Raw genomic sequence first — 17,610 nt, forward strand, 5'->3', positions numbered from 1 at the left:
ACGGATGAGCGCTTGCGCGAAAGACCCTGTTACCCCGGCGGCTTGCCCAGCAGGATCTCGCTCACCGTGGCGCTGGGCAGGAACTGGCAGGCGGCCTCGGCGAGCATCTGACCGATGCCTTCCCCGTTGGGGCCCAGCGGATTGTTCTCCTGCTCGAGGATCGCGCGGATCACGGCGAGCTGGGTCGCCTCGTCGAGCCCGTTGAACTCCTCGCACGTCATCGACACGGCGTTCGGGGGCGGCGGTACGACCGGGACGTCGGTATCGCGCGTCGGCAGCGGCAGGCCGGGAATTTCGAAGTCGGGCAGTCCGGGAATCGACGGCATCGCCGTCGGCGCCGGGGAGGTCAGCGGCGGCCCCGGTTCGGTGGTCATCGCGACGGACCCCTCCGTGGTGCGCTGGCATGCCGTCGTGACGCCGACGAACACCAGCATCGCCGCCGCCACTCGCACGTGGGTCCTCATCCCGGCAACGATATGCCCAACGGCGACGTAGCGTGGCGGCATGCCCGAGGACTTGCGCTCAGGACCCGAATCGCCACCGACCGACGAACTGCGCAGTGCGGAGAAGTCGTTCGCCGTGTTGCAGCACGTGCTGCACGGCATCGCCGCCGGCGATATGCACAAGCAGACCCCGTGCCGGGAGTTCGACGTGGCCGCGCTGACCGACCACCTGCTCAACTCGATCACCATCATCGGCGGGATGGCAGGCGCCGAATTCGATGAGCGTGACCGCGACGCATCCGTCGAGCAGCAAGTGGTGTTGGCGGCGCGGCCCGCGCTCGACGCCTGGCAGCGCCGCGGCCTGGACGGCACGGTCGAGTTCGGCGGGAATAAGGCGCCCGCCAAGGTGATGGCCGGCGTGCTGTCGATCGAATTCGTGGTGCACGCATGGGATTACGCCCAGGCGGTCGGGCGTGAGGTGACAGCTCCGGAGTCGTTGTCGGACTATGTGCTGGGCTTGGCGCGCAAGATCATCACGCCGGAGGGTCGCGTCAACGTCGGCTTCGACGACCCGATCGACGTGCCCGACGACGCCGGCGCAATGGATCGGCTGCTGGCGTACACGGGCCGCCGAGCCTAGCGTCGAGATTGCAATCAGGGCTGTGGTCCGAACCAACAGCCCTCAGCGCAGTCTCGGCCCTAGCATCGCGACGATCAGATCCGCTCGAGGTAGAAGTACAGGTGTCTGCCCTCGTCGAGGGCGCCCTTTCCGTTCATGATCCCGACGACGGCGTTCTCGTCGACGACCTTGAAGTGGTCATGCACCGGGGCGCCGTCGTAGACCATCGATGCCACCATCTCACCGCGGAACTCCTCCATCCACAGGCTGGCCTCGCCCTTCATGGCCTCGGTGTTGGAGAACTTGTTCCCGTCGTCATCGAGGCACACCAGCGGCTTGGCGTCGGTGGCCGACACGAACGTCTTGCCGAACCAGTTGAGCCGCTCCATGAAGCCGTTGGCTTTGTGGCCGGTGTGGAACTCGCCGCCTTTCCACTCGCCGATCATGAAGCCGATGGTGGCCGGCTTCAGCGTGGCCCAGAACTCGTCGAGTTCGGCGTCGGAGATCTGGTCAGTGCGCTTCGTGAGGTCGGTGAACGTCTCGCGGTCGGTGCGTGTCGAGGTCATGTGGTTCCTTTCCAGCGGCGGGCGAACTCGATGAACGCGTCGTTCTCATGCGTCGCGGCGACGGTGACGCGGACCCCGTCGTCGCCGTAGGGCCGGACGATGATGCGGTGGTCCGCCGACGCTTTGGCGAACTCCTGTGCGCGCCCTGGCATCGGCAGCCACACGAAGTTGGCCTGCGGGTCCGGCATGACGTAGCCGGCCTCGCGCAATGCCGCCGTGACGCGGGCGCGTTCGGCGACAACCGCATCTGTGCGCTCGAGCAGTTCGTCGGCGGCATCCAGGGACGCGATCGCGGCCGCCTGGGAGAGGCTGGTCGCGGTGAACGGCACGTAGACCTTACCGAGCGCGGTGATGACGTCCGGATCGCCGACCGCGTAGCCGATCCGCAACCCGGCCAGCCCGTATGCTTTGGAAAACGTGCGCAGCACAACAACATTCGGATGTGCGCGGACCAGGCCGAAGCTGTCCGGGAGCATGGGCTCGCGGATGTATTCGACGTAGGCCTCGTCGAGCGCGATCAGGATGTGCGGCGGCACCGCCGCGACGAACCGCTCGAGCGCGTCTGGCTCGACGACGGTGCCGGTCGGGTTGTTCGGGTTGCACACGAAGATCAGCCGGGTGCGGTCGGTGATCGCGGCGAGCATGGCGTCGAGGTCGTGCGTGTGGTCGATCAGCGGCACCGGGACGGCGGTGGCGCCCGCCGTGCGCACCTGCAGCGGATAGATCTCGAAGCTGCGCCAGCCGAACAGCACCTCATCGCCGACGGTCGAGGTGATCTGGATCAACTGCTGGCACAGGCTGACCGACCCGCAGCCGACCGAGATGTGCTCGGGTGCGAAGTTGACGTGTTTGGCGAGCCGCTCCTTGAGTTCGACGTAACCGTTGTCGGGATAGCGGTTGACGTTGCCGACTGCCCGCTCGATCGCGGCCCGCACGCTCGGCAGCGGCGGATGCACCGTCTCGTTGCTGGCGATCTTGATCGCGCCGGGAACGGTTCTCCCGGGGGTGTACGCAGGCAGATCAGCCAGTTCGGGGCGCAGCCGGACGGTCACCGCACCAGTTTATGGGTCGGCCGAATGCGCTTTGCCTCGCGCGGTGGCCGATGTGTACGCTGTCGGATCGGCGGTAATCGTCGAGGAGGCGTGCCAGAGCGGCCGAATGGGGCTCACTGCTAATGAGTTGTCGCCCTCAAAGGCGACCGGAGGTTCAAATCCTCTCGCCTCCGCCGCGGCTGACCCGTCAGCCAGACAACTCAAGATGGACCAAGCGCCCGTAGCTCAACGGATAGAGCATCTGACTACGGATCAGAAGGTTAGGGGTTCGAATCCCTTCGGGCGCGCTTTCGCCGGTTGCGCGAGCGCACGGCTGCGTACAGTTTGACTCGCGTTTTCTGTACCTGACTGTGCGCTCAGCGCCGCTAGATTGGCAACAGTGCGACTCCTGCTCATCGCCGACACACACGTCCCCAAGCGCGCCCGGGACCTGCCCGCCCGAGTGTGGGATGAGGTGTCGAAGGCCGACGTCGTCGTGCACGCCGGCGACTGGGTCGAGCCGTCGCTGCTGGACGATCTCGAGGCCCGCGCCACGCGACTGGTGGCCTGTTGGGGCAACAACGACGGCGCCGAACTACGAAGGCGGCTACCCGAACGCGCCGACGTGACGCTCGAAGGCCTGCGGTTCACCGTGGTCCACGAGACCGGCGCGGCGACCGGTCGTGAGGCCCGCATGGCCAAGGCCTACCCCGACACCGACGTCCTGGTGTTCGGCCACAGTCACATTCCGTGGGACACGACGGCGAAAACGGGTCTGCGCCTGCTCAACCCGGGCTCACCCACCGACCGTCGCCGCCAGCCCTACTGCACGTACATGACGGCGACGGTACGTAACGCCTCGTTGACGGACGTCATCTTGCACACCTTGGACCGCCGTGCGTGACCGACCGGCGCGGGTTGCCGACGTACACGAGATCGCCGCGTCGATGCCGCACACCAAACGCATCGAGGGGCCCAAGGGCAATCCGATCTACCAGGTGGGCGGCAAGTCGTTCGTGTTCTTCCGTACCCCGCAACCCGACGCGGAAGACCCTCGGACGGGCGAACGCTACGCCGACGTGATCATGATCTGGGTGGAGTCCGAGATGGACAAGATGGCGCTCGTCCAGGACCCCGCTTCGCCGTTCTTCACCACCGAGCGCTTCGAGGGCCACCCGTCGGTTCTGGTGCGGGCCAGCAGGTTACCCGAGATCGGCAAGGTCGAGCTGACCGAGCTGATTCAAGACGCGTGGCTGTCGCGGGCCTCGCGCCGCCGGGCGGACCAGTGGCTGGCCGAACACCAGGACTAGGTCGCGGTCACGTCGGCGTGCTCAGCGCCGCAGATGAAAACGGCCATGCGGGCGGGCTTGTCGCCCGGATTCTTCCACCGGTGCCGCGTGCCGTTCTGCACGACCGTGTCACCGGGGTGCAACGTCACCTCGGCACCGTCGTCGAGTTCGAGCACCACCGTGCCATCGAGAACCACCTCGAAGTCGACGGTGGGGGTGGTGTGCATGCCGGGGTCGGTGTAGTCCAGGTAGCCCAGCATCCCGGGCAGTTTCTCCTCCATCTCGGCCATCGCCTCGTCGACGTCGAGAGCGGCCGGCGGCTCGGCCGCGTGCGACGGCGGCAGTGTCAGCATCGCGAACCGGAATCCCCCGACGGGTGGGAAGTAGTTGCGCCACTGCGGCATCGAACCGTCATCAGGGAATCGGCAGGAGGCGTCGCTGCCCCACAGCAGATGGTTCTCGAAGCCGGGCATCAACATGGTCTCGATGGGCGCGACGTTTGCGTCGCTGACGAAAACGGACTTCCCGGACGGGTCGTGGCCGGTCACCACTCGGCGTACTTGCATGGGCTCAGTGAACCAGCAGGAACAGCTCTAGTGTCGGGTTATGTGACGGAAATTCCGTTGCGGCGTCGGACAACCCGACACTCGGCTCAACAGCAATCCCGAAATCAGGGAATGCCGCCGTCGACGCGGATGATCGAGCCCGACGTATAGCTCGACGCATCCGACATCAGATACAGTGCGGCGCCGACGATCTCGGGCGGCTCACCGAGCCGCTTCAAAGCGAAATGCTGTGCGCCCGCCGTCGTCGCCGGAATGTCCCACGCCTTGCTGATGTCGGTGAGGAACGGGCCCGGCATCAGCGTGTTGACCCGCACGGTCGGGCCGTACGCTAGCGCGAGCCCCTCGGTCAACGCGTTGAGGCCCGCCTTGGCCGCCGAGTAGGGCAGCTGTTCGGGCCGGGGCCGGCGCGAACCGCTCGAGCTGACGTTGATGATCGAGCCGCCACCGTCGGCGACCATCCGTTCGCCGACGAGGGCGGACAACCGGAACGGACCCTTCAGGTTGAGGTTGATCACCGCATCGAACAGCTTTTCCGGCACCGACGGCAGCGACTCGTACAGCGGTGACATGCCGGCGTTGTTGACCAGGACGTCGACCTTGCCGAACCGGTCATAGGCCGCGTCGACCAAACCGTCGAGCTCATCCCACCGCCCGACGTGCACCCGATAGGGCAACGCGGCGCGCCCAGTCGCCGCAGCGATCTCCTCGGCGGTCGCGAGGCAGGAGTCGTATTTGCGGCTCGCGATCACGACGTCGGCGCCGCAGCGCGCCGCGGCGAACGCCATCTCCCGCCCCAGCCCGCGGCTGCCGCCGGTGACCAGCACCACGCGGTCGGTCAGGTCGAACAGTTGGTCGGCGTACCCGCGAGAAGACACAGCCATATGGTGTCACGGTGCAGTTGCTCATCATCCGACACGCGCTGCCCCTGCGCAGCGAGCCCGGCCGGGGCTCCGACCCCGACCTCTCCGAAGAAGGCGTCGAACAGGCCAAACGCCTACCCGATGCGCTCGCCCGGTTTCCGATATCGCGGCTCGTCAGCAGCCCGCAGCGGCGCGCGATCCAAACGGCGCAGCCGGTCGCCGACGCCTTGGGACTCCAGATAGGCGTCGACGACCGCCTCGCCGAGTACGACCGCGACCTCTCGCACTACACCCCGGTCGAGGAGATCTCCGAGGAGGACATGCGGCGCCTGGCCAACGGCGAGCTGCCCAGCGGGGTGGACCAGTCGGCGTTTCTCACCCGCGTCAAGGCCGGGGTGGCCGACATCGTCAGGGCCGCCGACCGGGAGGACACCGTCGCGCTGTTCAGCCACGGCGGCGTCATCAACGCACTGGTCCACGACGTCATGTGCACCGAGCGCCTGCTGTGCGTACAGGTCGACTACGCGGGCATCACCCGGCTGCTGTGGTCGTCCTCGCGCGAGACGTTCTTCGTGGCGGGTGTGAACGCGACCGAGCACGTATGGGATCTGCTGCCGAGAAATCAGCAGTGGTAGACAAGTCCCCGTGACCACCTCCCTGGAAGGGCTCGACCTCGACGCCCTGGACCGTCACCTTCGTTCGGAGGGCATTCCGCGGTCCGGTGACCTACGCGCCGAGCTCATCTCCGGCGGCCGGTCCAACCTGACCTTCCTGATCGCCGACGATGAGTCGAAGTGGGTGCTGCGCCGCCCACCGCTGCACGGCCTGACGCCGTCGGCCCACGACATGGCTCGCGAGTACAAGGTCGTCGCCGCTCTGCAGAACACCGCCGTCCCCGTCGCCCGCGCCGTGACCATGCGCAACGACGACTCCGTGCTCGGCGCGCCGTTCCAAATGGTCGAGTACGTGCCAGGCCGCGTCATCCGCCACACCGACGAACTCGAAGCGCTCGGCGGCAAGGACGAGGTCGACGCCTGCGTGGACGCCCTGATCAAGGTGCTCGCCGACCTGCACGCGCTGGATCCCGAAGAGGTCGGCCTCGGCGACTTCGGCAAGCCCACCGGATACCTCGAACGGCAGGTCAAGCGTTGGGGTGGCCAGTGGGAGCTGGTGCGGCGCGACATCAATGGCGGGGACGAACGCGACAACGACGTCAAGCGGCTGCACTCGGCGCTGGCTGAGGCGATCCCGCCGCAGCGCCGCAGCTCGATCGTGCACGGCGACTACCGCATCGACAACACGATGCTCGACGCGACCGACGGCACCAAGGTGCTGGCGGTGCTGGACTGGGAGATGTCGACCCTCGGCGACCCGATCAGCGACGCCGCCCTGATGTGCGTCTACCGCCATCCGATGTTCAACCTGGTGCACGCCGACGCGGCGTGGGCCTCACCGCTCATCCCGACGGCCGACGAACTGGCGCAACGCTATTCGGCGGCATCCGGTCAGCCGCTGGACCACTGGGAGTTCTACATGGGGCTGGCGTACTTCAAGCTGGCGATCATCGCCGCCGGCATCGCCTACCGCGGCCGGGTGGGCGGCGCGGCGCCGGACTTCGTCACCATGGTCGACGACGCGGTGGCGCCGTTGATCGCCGCGGGACTCGAATCGCTGAAGGCTTAACGCAGCGCCGCTCGGTAGTTCTTCTTCGCGGCGCGGCGCAACTGGACCATGCGCGCCGCCCCGGCCAGCGAGGCGATGAGTCCGCCGCACACCGCGGCGAGCAGGATCGCCACGCCCAGTGGCAAGTGCCACCGCCAGCCGAGGAAGGCGAACTGAGCCGAATCGGTGTTCTGTGTGATGAAGATCAGCAACACGATCAGGATCAGGAAGCCCCCGATGACCGCGGACCACAGTGCGGCCGCGCGGGTGAAGCGGACCTGGTCGATCGACGGCGAGGTGTGATCGGCGATCTCGCCGTCCGTCGGCGGAACCGGCGGCCCGGGGTTGGGCCGATCGTAGGGTTCCGGCTCGTGCTGCGCTGACGCCCCATGCGAATCGGTGCTCATGGGTTTATCTTTGCCCTTTCCGGGCGCCGACGAACCACTTTGGCTCCGACGGTGCCGATCAGCCCGCGGCAAACGCGGGCGTAGCTGCGGCGATGTCGATAGTGTCGGTCTTCATGACCGTGCTGCCGCGACGTGTGAGCGGGCCTTTCGCCGCGGCAGCGGTCACATTCGTCGTTCTGCTGAGCGCGGCCTGCGGAAGCTCCAACCCGCTCGGTGGGGGCGAGATCTCCGGTGACCTCAAGACGATCGCCGTCGGGTCGGCGGACTTCACGGAGTCGAAGATCATCGCCGAGATCTACGCCCAGGCGCTGGAAGCCAACGACTTCACCGTGCGCCGCCAGTTCGGCATCGGCAGCCGCGAGACCTACATCCCCGCCGTCCAGGACCACTCCATCGACCTGATTCCGGAGTACACCGGCAACCTGCTGCAGTACTTCGACGAAGACACCACCGCCACCACCCCCGATGCGGTGCTGCTCGCACTGTTCAAGGTGCTTCCCGGCGACCTGTCGATCCTGAACCCGTCGCCGGCGCAAGACAAGGACACCCTCGCGGTGACCGAGGCGACCGCGCAGCGGTGGAACCTCAAGACCATCGGCGATCTGGCCGAGCACTCCGCCGAGGTGAAAGTCGGTGCGCCGTCGGAGTTTCAGACGCGCATCACCGGGCTTGTCGGGCTCAAAGACGCCTATGACCTCGACATCGCACCGGCGAACTTCGTCGCCATCAGCGACGGCGGCGGCCCGGCGACCGTCGATGCCCTCAACAGCGGGGCGGTCACCGCCGCGAACATCTTCAGCACCTCACCAGCGATCGAGCAGAACAACCTCGTCGTCCTCGAGGACCCCGAGAACGTCTTCCTCGCCGCCAACGTGGTGCCGCTGGTGGCTTCGCAGAAGAAGTCGACCGAACTCAAGACCGTGCTCGACGCGGTCAGCGCGAAACTGACCACCGACGCCCTGGTGGCGCTCAACATCTCGGTCGAGGGCAACCGGGGCGTCGATCCCGACGAAGCGGCCCGAAAGTGGATTGCCGACAACGGTTTCGACAAGCCGGTGGGCAATTGATCACGTTCGCCGACGTCACGAAGCGCTACCCGGACGGCACCGTCGCGGTCGACGAGCTCAGCTTGGAGGTCCCCGAGGGCACGCTGACGGTTTTCGTCGGACCGTCGGGCTGCGGCAAGACCACCTCGATGCGGATGATCAACCGGATGATCGAGCCGACCTCGGGCACGCTGACAGTCGACGGCCGGGACGTCAGCGAGGTGGATCCGGTCAAGCTGCGGCTCGGCATCGGCTACGTGATCCAGAGCGCCGGGCTGATGCCGCATCTGCGGGTCGTCGACAACGTGGCCACCGTGCCGGTGCTTCAAGGCCAATCACGGCGCAGCGCAAGACGATCCGCGCTGCAGGTGATGGAGCGGGTGGGGCTGGACACCAAGCTCGCCGACCGCTATCCCGCCCAGCTCTCGGGCGGTCAGCAACAGCGCGTCGGGGTGGCCCGGGCGCTCGCCGCCGACCCGCCGATCCTGTTGATGGACGAGCCGTTCAGCGCTGTCGACCCGGTGGTGCGCGAGGACCTGCAGACCGAAATCGCCCGGTTGCAAAGCGAATTGCGCAAGACCATCGTGTTCGTCACCCACGACATCGACGAGGCGGTCAAGCTCGGCGACAAGGTGGCGGTGTTCGGCCGCGGCGGCGTGCTGCGGCAGTACGCCGACCCGGCTTTCGTGCTGTCCAACCCCGCCGACGAGGAGGTGGCGGCATTCGTCGGCGCCGACCGCGGCTACCGCGGCCTGCAGTTCTTCCACGCCACCGGGCTGCCGCTGCACGACATCGACCACGTCGACGAAGACGACATCGACGCGCTGCAGTTGGCCCCCGGCGACTGGACGCTGGTCACGAAGGGGAACGGCAAGCCGTATGCGTGGATCAACGCCGACGGTGTGGCGCTGCACCGCAAGGGAAGTTCGCTTCACGACAGCACCATCGGCGGCGGATCGCTGTTCCGGCCGGACGGCACGCTGCGGCATGCGCTCGACGCGGCGCTGTCCTCGCCGAGTGGCCTGGGGGTCGCGGTCGACGAGCACGGGCGGGTGATCGGCGGGGTGAAGGCCGAGGACGTGCTGGCCGCACTCGACAAGCAGCGCCGCCTGCCGGAGTTGGGTTAGCGCATGCGCTACCTGCTCACCCACCTCGACGACCTGTGGGCGTTGACGCTGATCCATCTGCGGCTGTCGCTGATCCCGATCGTTCTCGGGCTGATCATCGCGGTGCCGTTGGGCGCTGCGGTCCAGCGGACCACCACGGTGCGACGGCTGACCACGATCACCGCGAGCATCGTGTTCACCGTTCCGTCGCTGGCCTTGTTCGTGGTGCTGCCGCTGGTCATCCCGACGCGAATCCTCGACGAGGCGAACGTGATCGTCGCGCTGACGCTCTACACCGTCGCACTGCTCGTGCGAGCGGTGCCCGAGGCGTTGGACGCGGTGTCGCCGACGGTGCTCGACGCCGCGACGGCGGTCGGTTACCGGCCCTTGACCCGGATGGTCAAAGTCGAGCTGCCGCTGGCACTTCCGGTTCTGACGGCCAGTCTGCGGGTGGTCGCCGTCACCAACATCTCGATGGTGGCGGTGGGTTCTGTGATCGGCATCGGCGGGCTGGGCACCTGGTTCACCGAGGGCTACCAGGCCAACAAGAGTGGTCAGATCGTAGCGGGCATCATCGCCATCTTCCTGTTGGCGATCCTCATCGACACGTTGATCATGCTGTCGGGCAGAGCGCTCACACCCTGGACGCGCGCAGCGCGCACCGATCGGCGCAAGGCGGTTGCCGCGTGAGCCCGATGAGCTTTTTGACCGAGGCGCTGTCCTACCTCTTCACCGCGGCCAACTGGGGCGGACCGGCCGGCCTGACCGCCCGCCTGCTCGAACACCTGCTGTACACGGCCGTCGCGGTGTTCTTCTCGGCCCTCATCGCGGTCCCGATCGGGATGCTCATCGGCCACACCGGCCGCGGCACATTCCTCGTGGTGACCGGGGTCAACGCTTTGCGGGCGCTGCCGACGCTCGGCGTGCTGCTGCTCGGCGTGCTGCTGTGGGGTCTGGGGCTCATACCGCCGACGGTCGCACTGATGCTGCTGGGTATCCCGCCCTTGCTGGCGGGCACCTACGCGGGAATCGCCAACGTCGATCGCGCGGTCGTCGATGCCGCGCGGTCGATGGGCATGACCGAGCGGCGCATCCTGCTGCGGGTGGAGGCGCCGATCGCGTTGCCGTTGATCCTCAACGGGTTGCGCACCGCCACGCTGCAGATCGTTGCCACCGCAACGGTTGCCGCGTACGCCAGCCTCGGCGGGCTGGGCCGCTACCTGATCGACGGCATCAAGGTGCGGCAGTTCCAACTGGCGTTGGTCGGCGCGCTGATGGTGACCGCGCTGGCGCTGCTCCTCGACGCCGCGCTCGCGTTCGCGGTATGGGCTTCGGTGCCGGGGACCGGTCGGCTCCGGAGATCGTCCATGCCGCAGCCGCTGCTCAGTGACGAAGTCGTCCTCGAATCCCCTCGGCGCGCAACATCACAGACCGCCGGGAAAACCGCCGCCCAAGCACGTTACGAACGGGGCGATCCTTCGCATACGGTATAGGGGTGAGTGAAGCAGGTGGCTCCGAGAAGTCATGGCCGGCGATCCTGACCTGGCGGGCGCACGACGTGCCGCGGATGGAATCGGTCCGGGTTCATGTGTCGGGCAACCGCATCAAGGCCTACGGCAGGATCGTGGCCGCCGCTACACCGTCGCACCCGGCGTTCTCGGCCTCCTACGACCTGGTGACCGACGAGGCCGGCGCCACCAAGCGACTTTCCATGACGGTCACGCTCGCCGAGCGGGAACGGCAGCTGTCGATCGCTCGTGACGAAGAGAACATGTGGCTGGTCCAGCAGCACACCGGCGAGTCGCACCGCGCCGCCTACGACGGTGCGCTCGACGTCGACGTGATCTTCAGCCCGTTCTTCAATGCGCTGCCGATCCGGCGCACCCGGCTCTATCAACGCTCAGACTCGATCAGCTGTCCGGTGGTGTACGTGCGACTGCCGGAAATGTCCGTCGAAACCGCGGTGATCAGCTACAGCAGCGCCGAAGACGGCATCAAGCTGCACTCGCCCGTCGCCGAGACCACGATCAGCGTGGACTCCGACGGGTTCATCCTCGACTACCCAGGGCTGGCAGAGCGGATCTGATCACCCCGCCGGCGCGGCCCGCGGCGGCGAGTTCCTCGCGCCACCGATCCTCTCCGACGACGACGGTGACGATCTCCGGCCTGCTGAAGTTGTCGTAGCGGATTCGGGCGGCGTGGCCGGTCTCCACGATGTCGGTCAACGGTTTGTGCTCGGCCAGCGCGTCGCGCGCATGGTGAAGCAGGTCCAGTGCGCGATCCAGCACCGGTAGCAGTTCCTCGGCGTTGGCCTCACACATCGCCCGCACCAGATCCGGCGCGGTCGCTGCCACCCGGGTGCCGTCGCGGAACGACCCCGCCGCGAGAGCGAACGCCAACGGCACCTCGCCCGCGGTGGCGGCGAGCGCCTCGGCCAGCAGGTGCGGCAGGTGCGAGATCGTCGCTGCGGCGGCGTCATGTTCATCGGAGCGGGCGGGGACGACGACAGCGCCGCAGTCCAGCGCGAGGTCCATCACCAGCGTCCAAACCCCGGGGTCGACGTGGTCGTCGACGCTGATCACCCACGGCGCGCCGACGAACAACCGGGCGTTGCCGGCCGCCCACCCGGAGTGCGCCGTGCCCGCCATCGGATGACCGCCGACGAACCGCTCCAGCAGTCCGAACGACTGGACCTCCTGCAGCACAGCGGTTTTCACGCTGGTCACGTCGGTCAGCGGGCACCCCGGTGCCGTTTCGCGGATGCGGCCCAGCAGCTGAGTCAATGCGGGCACCGGTACCGCCAGCACGATCAACGCATTGCCCGCCGCCGCGCGAGCGAGCGTGCCATCGAGATCTTCGCTGGCGTCGAACCCGTCGGCCACCGCCGCCTGGACGGCCTCCAGCGACCGGTTGTACCCGAAGACGTCGCGCCCGGCGGCCGCCGCCGCACGCATCACCGAACCCCCGATCAGCCCGAGGCCGAGCACGCAAACCGGTGTGTTGGTCACCCGTCAAGGTTGGCACATCCAGAGCCGCCGACCGACGTCAGGCTTGGTGCCTTTTCCTGGTCAAGGGCATGGTCGGCGACTACCGTATGCCGACATGGGAGCACAGCGTGCACCGGCGCGGGAGCAGTCCGTCGAAACCCCCGACGGCTTCGGCGTTGCGGTCGTCCGGGAGGACGGCAAGTGGCGTTGCGCACCGTTGCGCCGCGCTGCACTGAGCAGCCTGGCCGCCGCCGAGACCGAGCTCCGCGAGATTCGCAGCGCCGGAGCGGTGTTCGGGCTGCTCGACATCGACGACGAGTTCTTCGTGATCGTGCGGCCCGCGCCTTCGGGCACGCGGTTGTTGCTCTCGGATGCCACCGCGGCGCTGGATTACGACATCGCCGCCGAGGCGCTGGAGAAGCTCGACGCCGACATCGAGGCCGAGGAACTGGAGGAGGCCGAACCCTTCGAGGAGGGCGATCTCGGCCTGCTTTCCGACGTCGGCCTGCCGGAGGCGGTGCTCGGCGTCATCCTCGACGAATCCGACCTGTACGCCGACGAACAGTTGGGCAGGATCGCGCGGGAGATGGGATTCGCCGACGAACTATCGGCCGTGCTGGACCGCTTGGGTCGGTGAAACCGACATCGAGCAGGGGTCGGTGACCGACGAGGCGCTGATCCGCGCCGCCCTCGAGGCTGCGTCCACCGCCGGCCCCCGCGACGTGCCGATCGGCGCGGTCGTGGTCTCCGCTGACGGCACCGAACTGGCCCGCGCCGCCAATGCGCGCGAAGCCCTCGGCGACCCCACCGCGCACGCGGAGATCCTCGCGATCCGCGCGGCCGCGGCGGTGCTCGGCGACGGCTGGCGGCTGGAGGGCACGACGCTGGCCGTCACCGTCGAGCCCTGCACGATGTGCGCGGGCGCGCTCGTGATGGCGCGCGTGGCGCGCGTGGTGTTCGGCGCCTGGGAGCCCAAGACCGGAGCCGTCGGATCGCTGTGGGATGTGGTGCGCGACAGGCGGCTGACGCATCGGGCCCAGGTGCGCGGGGGGGTGCTGGCCGAGCAGTGCGCGGCACCGCTGGAGGAGTTCTTCGCCCGGCAGCGATTGGAGTAGAAGGGTCCGCGCCCGGTAAGCTGCCACACGGTGGCGTGTCCGAGCGGCCTAAGGAGCACGCCTCGAAAGCGTGTGACGGGTAACCCCCGTCCGAGGGTTCAAATCCCTCCGCCACCGCCACAAGGCTCAGGCATTATTGTCGGATCCGTCACTGAAGCAGAGGTCGAGGCGACCGCGGTGACCAACGCGAGAGAATTGGTTACATATGCGTGCGCTTCATGACGAAGGCCCGTCCGCCTCGGCCGGTGTTGGCGCTGCCGTGCGCCCATTTTCCGTGCTCCTGGTCGAGGACGACCGCGGCGACGCGATCCTGGTCGAGGAACTGATCGCCGATGCCGCCGCCGAGATCCACGTCGCGTGGGCGCCGTCGATGGAGGACGCCGAACAGCACCTGGACACCTCTCGACCGGATTGTGTGCTGCTTGATCTGAACCTGCCCGACGCGAACGGGATCAAGGCCCTCGACCGGATCACCAGGCGCGACGTCACGTTGCCGATCGTGGTGTTGACGGGTCTCAACGACGAGCACTTCGGCGTCTCCGCCGTCGCCGCCGGCGCGCAGGACTACCTCGTCAAGGGCCGCGTCGAACCCGAGACGCTACGCCGCGCGCTGCTCTATGCGGTGGAACGCAAACGCGCCGAGCTGACGTCGGTGGAACTGCACGCCAGCGAACTGCGCGCCATGGAGAACGCCCGCCTCGAGCGTGGGCTCTTGCCGTCCCCGCTGCTGCTCGACCCGCCCGGCGTCGACATCGTCGCCGAGTACCGGCCCAGCAGACAGCACGCGCTGCTCGGCGGTGACTTCTACGACTTCGTGCAGACGCCGGACCGCACCGTGCACGTCATGGTCGGCGACGTCGCCGGGCACGGCCCCGACGAGGCCGCGCTGGGGGTGGCGCTGCGGATCGGCTGGCGCGCGCTGACGTTCGCCGGGCTGCGCGGCAACGAACGCATGCGCCAACTCGAACGGATCCTCAGCACCGAACGGCCGGGCTCGAGCACCTTCGCGACCGTGATCAGCGTCGCGATGTCAACCGAGTCCCTCACCTTCAACGTGGTGTCGGCCGGCCATCCCGGCATGCTGCTGCACGGTCCCGGCACCGTGGAGTGGCTGGAGCCCAAGGTCGGTCCCGCGCTCGGCCTGTACGGCCACGAGTGGCCGCTGAACGTCCTCGAGCTGCCGCCGGGGTACGGCCTGGTGTTGCTGACCGATGGGCTGTTCGAGGGACGCTCCGGTCAGGGCACCCAACGCCTCGGCGAGAAGGGCCTGCTCGAAGTCGCCCGCGGCTACGCGCATCTGCCCGGCGCCGAATTCGTCACCGCGCTGATCGACGATGTGGAGCGCCGCGCGCAGTCGGTGGGCGGCATCAGCGACGACATCGCGGTCGTGCGGGTCGAGCGGACGACGCCCGGATGAGATCGCGCCTCACCGTCCAGGGTTGGCAGAACCTGGTGTTGTCGATGATGGGCGTCCTGGTGATCGCCGGTGCAATCGCCGGTGCTCTGCTGCTGAACCGGACCGACGACGTCTCGCGTGAGCTCAATCTCGGCATCCAACCCGCGCGCGTCGCGGCGTACCAACTGCAAGGCGCAATACGTGACCAGGAGACGGCCGTTCGCGGATACGCCATCGCGGCACACCGCCAATTCCTCGAACCGTATTACGCCGGCCAGGAGGCCGAGCGCGTCGCCGCGCAGCAGATCCGCGACGGAATCGGTCACCGGCCCGAATTGCTCGCCGACCTCGAAGCGATCGAAGAGGCTGCTGCCGACTGGCGCTCGACGTACGCGGACCCGGTCATCGCCGCCCTGACGCCGGGTTCGCCGAAGGTTCTGGACGCCGAGATGGCCGCGCGCGGCGCGGTCGAATTCGACAGGCTGCGAGCGTTGTTCGAGGAACAGAACCGCGGTCTGACACAGGCCCGGCAGGACGCCGTCGACGAACTCGCCCGGGTGCAGACCTGGCGGGACGGCGTGCTCATCGCGATCGTGGCGACGTTCCTGGTAGCCGCGATCGCGTTGGCGGCGCTGGTGCGAAGCGCGGTCACCCGGCCGCTGGAAGCGCTCGCCGCGGCCTGCCGCAAGATCACCGAAGGCAGTTTCGGCGAGAAGATCGCGGTGCGGGGCCCGCGCGACATTCGGTCCATCGCCGCGTCCGTCGAGGAGATGCGGCAGCGCATCGTCGAGGAACTCGAAGCGTCTCGGGAGGCGCGCACCCAGTTGGCCGACCAGGCGCTCGAACTGCAGCGCTCCAATGCCGAACTCGAGCAGTTCGCCTACGTCGCATCACATGACCTGCAAGAGCCACTGCGCAAGGTGGCGTCATTCTGCCAGCTGCTCGAGAAGCGTTACGGCGACAAGCTCGACGAGCGGGGCGTCGAGTACATCCAGTTCGCCGTCGACGGCGCCAAGCGGATGCAGGTGCTGATCAACGACCTGCTGACGTTCTCCCGCGTCGGCAGGCTCCATTCGGTGCACGCCGACGTCGAGCTCGAAGCAGTGTTGGACGACGCGGTGGACAACCTCGGAACCGCGATCGAGGAGTCCGGCACCGAGGTCTTCCGCACCGGGCAGCCGCTTCCCACGGTCAAGGGCGACCCGACGCTGCTGACGATGCTCTGGCAGAACCTGATCGGCAACGCGGTGAAGTTCCGCAGGCCCGACACAGAGCCGCGAATCGTCATCGACTGCGCGACAGGCGAGGACGCGCAGGACGGTTCGTGGGTGTTCACCGTCACCGACAACGGGATCGGTATCCCCGACGAGTTCACCGAGAAGGTCTTCGTGATCTTCCAGCGCCTGCACGGCCGCGACTCGTACACCGGCACGGGAATCGGGCTTGCGTTGTGCCGCAAGATCGTCGAGTACCACGGCGGCAGCATCTGGATCGACACCACCTACACGGACGGCACCAGGTTCCGTTTCACCATTCCCTGTGCCGTCGACGAGCCCGTCGAGGCCGATATGGAAGGATCAACCGCATGACACTGGACGGTCGGGCGATCGACGTACTGCTGGTCGAGGACGATCCGGGGGATGAGCTGATCACCCGAGAAGCCTTCGAGCACAACAAGATCAAGAACACGCTGCACGTCGCGCACGACGGCGAGGAGGGGCTCGACTTCCTCTACCGCCGCGGCAAGTTCGCCGACGCGCCCCGGCCCGATTTGATCCTGCTCGACCTGAACCTGCCGAAGTACGACGGCAGGCAACTGCTGGAGACCATCAAATCCGACGCGGACCTCAGCCACATCCCGGTCGTGGTGCTCACGACATCCTCGGCGGAGGAAGACATTCTCCGTAGCTACAAGCTGCACGCCAACGCCTACGTCACCAAACCGGTCGACCTCGACCAGTTCATGAACGCCGTACGGCAGATCGACGAGTTCTTCGTTCAGGTGGTTCGACTACCCCAGTCGTGACGCCCGTCGGTGACCTCGAAGTCGATTCGCACGGTGGTGCCGCTCGCTGATTTCGCGACATCCACCCCGTCGCCGACCGCCTCGATGATCGGCAACCCGCGACCGCGGGTGGTCGGTTCCGTACTGGGCGTCCGCCATGCACCGTGATCGGAGACGCAGACGATGATCCGCTCGTCCTCGACGGTCGCATCGATGACGATCACGCCGCCGTCGCAATCCCGGTAGGCATGTTCGACGCAGTTGGTGGCCGCCTCGTTGACCGCCAGCACGATGTCGGCGACGACGGGATCGGGCACGCCGATCGGGGCCATCCAGTCGAGCAGTCGGTGGCGGATCTGTGCCAATCGATCCGCGGTGGCCGGTACCTCGATACGCAACGGGTCTGCCGGCCGCAGGCGCACATCGATCACCACGCCCGTGTTGTACCCCGCTTGGCGCGATTCCTCACGTACGCCACGCATACGCTGTCGATCTCGAAACGGTAGCGAGGC

Annotated in this window: 23 protein-coding genes and 3 tRNA genes; 18 read left to right on the top strand and 8 right to left on the bottom strand. The window is 67.6% G+C overall.

All coding sequences use genetic code 11. The features are described 5' to 3' along the window. Positions 1–29: 29 nt before the first annotated feature. Positions 30–464, bottom strand: coding sequence for a hypothetical protein (locus G6N18_RS17190; protein ID WP_067219301.1), 435 nt, complete (start codon positions 462–464; stop codon positions 30–32). A gap of 40 nt (positions 465–504) precedes the next feature. On the opposite strand from G6N18_RS17190, the gene G6N18_RS17195 reads away from it, so the two are divergent. Next, positions 505–1,083: a TIGR03086 family metal-binding protein gene (locus G6N18_RS17195; RefSeq protein ID WP_083000433.1), complete on the top strand. Its 579-nt coding sequence runs from the start codon at positions 505–507 to the stop codon at positions 1,081–1,083. A 74-nt stretch (positions 1,084–1,157) separates the two neighbouring features. Here the strand turns inward: G6N18_RS17195 and G6N18_RS17200 are convergent, their stop codons facing one another. Next, on the bottom strand, positions 1,158–1,628 hold the full coding sequence (locus G6N18_RS17200; protein ID WP_067219307.1) for a DUF4334 domain-containing protein: 471 nt from the start codon (positions 1,626–1,628) through the stop codon (positions 1,158–1,160). Next, positions 1,625–2,680: a histidinol-phosphate transaminase gene (gene hisC, locus G6N18_RS17205; protein ID WP_083000431.1), complete on the bottom strand. Its 1,056-nt coding sequence runs from the start codon at positions 2,678–2,680 to the stop codon at positions 1,625–1,627. The genes G6N18_RS17200 and hisC overlap by 4 nt, the downstream gene beginning before the upstream one ends. A gap of 84 nt (positions 2,681–2,764) precedes the next feature. Here hisC and G6N18_RS17210 point away from each other — a divergent pair. From G6N18_RS17210 to G6N18_RS17225, 4 genes are all read left to right on the top strand, one after another. After that, positions 2,765–2,853, top strand: a tRNA-Ser gene (locus tag G6N18_RS17210). Positions 2,854–2,894: 41 nt separating this feature from the next. Continuing rightward, positions 2,895–2,967: transfer RNA gene (locus G6N18_RS17215), tRNA-Arg, on the top strand. 92 nt (positions 2,968–3,059) lie between these two features. Then, a complete protein-coding gene (locus G6N18_RS17220) occupies positions 3,060–3,563 on the top strand; it encodes a metallophosphoesterase family protein (protein WP_067219314.1) in 504 nt (167 codons plus the stop codon). Beyond that, the gene (locus G6N18_RS17225) at positions 3,556–3,969 is read left to right on the top strand and encodes an MmcQ/YjbR family DNA-binding protein (RefSeq protein WP_067219318.1); all 414 of its coding nucleotides are present in this window, start codon (positions 3,556–3,558) and stop codon (positions 3,967–3,969) included. The genes G6N18_RS17220 and G6N18_RS17225 overlap by 8 nt, the downstream gene beginning before the upstream one ends. Here G6N18_RS17225 and G6N18_RS17230 read toward each other — a convergent pair. Beyond that, positions 3,966–4,514: a cupin domain-containing protein gene (locus G6N18_RS17230; protein WP_067219320.1), complete on the bottom strand. Its 549-nt coding sequence runs from the start codon at positions 4,512–4,514 to the stop codon at positions 3,966–3,968. The genes G6N18_RS17225 and G6N18_RS17230 overlap by 4 nt on opposite strands. A 104-nt stretch (positions 4,515–4,618) precedes the next feature. Beyond that, complete coding sequence (locus G6N18_RS17235; protein WP_234783614.1) at positions 4,619–5,389, bottom strand: SDR family NAD(P)-dependent oxidoreductase; 771 nt, start codon at positions 5,387–5,389, stop codon at positions 4,619–4,621. A gap of 17 nt (positions 5,390–5,406) precedes the next feature. Here G6N18_RS17235 and G6N18_RS17240 point away from each other — a divergent pair, with 17 nt between their 5' ends. Beyond that, positions 5,407–6,009, top strand: coding sequence for a histidine phosphatase family protein (locus tag G6N18_RS17240; RefSeq protein ID WP_067219324.1), 603 nt, complete (start codon positions 5,407–5,409; stop codon positions 6,007–6,009). A gap of 10 nt (positions 6,010–6,019) precedes the next feature. After that, a complete protein-coding gene (locus G6N18_RS17245) occupies positions 6,020–7,057 on the top strand; it encodes a phosphotransferase family protein (protein WP_067219326.1) in 1,038 nt (345 codons plus the stop codon). Here the strand turns inward: G6N18_RS17245 and G6N18_RS17250 are convergent. Beyond that, positions 7,054–7,443 carry a LapA family protein gene (locus G6N18_RS17250; protein WP_067219328.1) on the bottom strand — a complete coding sequence of 130 codons (390 nt, stop codon included), beginning with the start codon at positions 7,441–7,443 and terminating at the stop codon, positions 7,054–7,056. The two genes, G6N18_RS17245 and G6N18_RS17250, sit on opposite strands and share 4 nt — an antisense overlap. Positions 7,444–7,556: 113 nt before the next feature. Between G6N18_RS17250 and G6N18_RS17255 the strand changes: the two genes are divergently transcribed. The 5 genes from G6N18_RS17255 to G6N18_RS17275 are packed head-to-tail and all read left to right on the top strand — an operon-like array spanning position 7,557 to position 11,681. Continuing rightward, on the top strand, positions 7,557–8,510 hold the full coding sequence (locus G6N18_RS17255) for an ABC transporter substrate-binding protein (protein ID WP_067219591.1): 954 nt from the start codon (positions 7,557–7,559) through the stop codon (positions 8,508–8,510). Next, the gene (locus G6N18_RS17260) at positions 8,507–9,616 is read left to right on the top strand and encodes an ABC transporter ATP-binding protein (RefSeq protein ID WP_067219332.1); all 1,110 of its coding nucleotides are present in this window, start codon (positions 8,507–8,509) and stop codon (positions 9,614–9,616) included. The genes G6N18_RS17255 and G6N18_RS17260 overlap by 4 nt, the downstream gene beginning before the upstream one ends. Before the next feature lie 3 nt (positions 9,617–9,619). After that, positions 9,620–10,285 (top strand): ABC transporter permease, encoded by a 666-nt coding sequence (locus G6N18_RS17265; protein ID WP_067219334.1) that lies wholly within the window; start codon positions 9,620–9,622, stop codon positions 10,283–10,285. 5 nt (positions 10,286–10,290) lie between these two features. After that, the gene (locus G6N18_RS17270; protein WP_067219337.1) at positions 10,291–11,088 is read left to right on the top strand and encodes an ABC transporter permease; all 798 of its coding nucleotides are present in this window, start codon (positions 10,291–10,293) and stop codon (positions 11,086–11,088) included. A gap of 2 nt (positions 11,089–11,090) precedes the next feature. Beyond that, a complete protein-coding gene (locus G6N18_RS17275) occupies positions 11,091–11,681 on the top strand; it encodes a putative glycolipid-binding domain-containing protein (RefSeq protein ID WP_067219339.1) in 591 nt (196 codons plus the stop codon). Here G6N18_RS17275 and G6N18_RS17280 read toward each other — a convergent pair. After that, on the bottom strand, positions 11,644–12,603 hold the full coding sequence (locus tag G6N18_RS17280; protein ID WP_179962316.1) for a prephenate dehydrogenase: 960 nt from the start codon (positions 12,601–12,603) through the stop codon (positions 11,644–11,646). The genes G6N18_RS17275 and G6N18_RS17280 overlap by 38 nt on opposite strands. A 94-nt stretch (positions 12,604–12,697) precedes the next feature. Here G6N18_RS17280 and G6N18_RS17285 point away from each other — a divergent pair, with 94 nt between their 5' ends. The 6 genes from G6N18_RS17285 (at position 12,698) to G6N18_RS17310 (ending at position 17,119) form a co-directional block, all read left to right on the top strand. Further along, positions 12,698–13,219, top strand: a complete 522-nt coding sequence (locus G6N18_RS17285) for a tRNA adenosine deaminase-associated protein (protein WP_067219341.1) — start codon at positions 12,698–12,700, stop codon at positions 13,217–13,219. Positions 13,220–13,241: 22 nt separating this feature from the next. Beyond that, positions 13,242–13,697: a nucleoside deaminase gene (locus G6N18_RS17290; protein ID WP_067219343.1), complete on the top strand. Its 456-nt coding sequence runs from the start codon at positions 13,242–13,244 to the stop codon at positions 13,695–13,697. 29 nt (positions 13,698–13,726) lie between these two features. Continuing rightward, positions 13,727–13,817, top strand: a tRNA-Ser gene (locus tag G6N18_RS17295). Positions 13,818–13,902: 85 nt separating this feature from the next. Then, positions 13,903–15,114 (top strand): PP2C family protein-serine/threonine phosphatase, encoded by a 1,212-nt coding sequence (locus tag G6N18_RS17300; RefSeq protein ID WP_179962317.1) that lies wholly within the window; start codon positions 13,903–13,905, stop codon positions 15,112–15,114. Next, the gene (locus G6N18_RS17305) at positions 15,111–16,682 is read left to right on the top strand and encodes a sensor histidine kinase (RefSeq protein WP_067219345.1); all 1,572 of its coding nucleotides are present in this window, start codon (positions 15,111–15,113) and stop codon (positions 16,680–16,682) included. The genes G6N18_RS17300 and G6N18_RS17305 overlap by 4 nt, the downstream gene beginning before the upstream one ends. After that, positions 16,679–17,119: a response regulator gene (locus G6N18_RS17310; RefSeq protein WP_067219347.1), complete on the top strand. Its 441-nt coding sequence runs from the start codon at positions 16,679–16,681 to the stop codon at positions 17,117–17,119. The genes G6N18_RS17305 and G6N18_RS17310 overlap by 4 nt, the downstream gene beginning before the upstream one ends. Here the strand turns inward: G6N18_RS17310 and G6N18_RS17315 are convergent. Continuing rightward, on the bottom strand, positions 17,092–17,580 hold the full coding sequence (locus G6N18_RS17315; protein WP_109749379.1) for an ATP-binding protein: 489 nt from the start codon (positions 17,578–17,580) through the stop codon (positions 17,092–17,094). The genes G6N18_RS17310 and G6N18_RS17315 overlap by 28 nt on opposite strands. Positions 17,581–17,610: the final 30 nt, after the last annotated feature.

The sequence above is a fragment of the Mycolicibacterium celeriflavum genome, from assembly GCF_010731795.1.
Lineage (GTDB): Bacteria > Actinomycetota > Actinomycetes > Mycobacteriales > Mycobacteriaceae > Mycobacterium > Mycobacterium celeriflavum.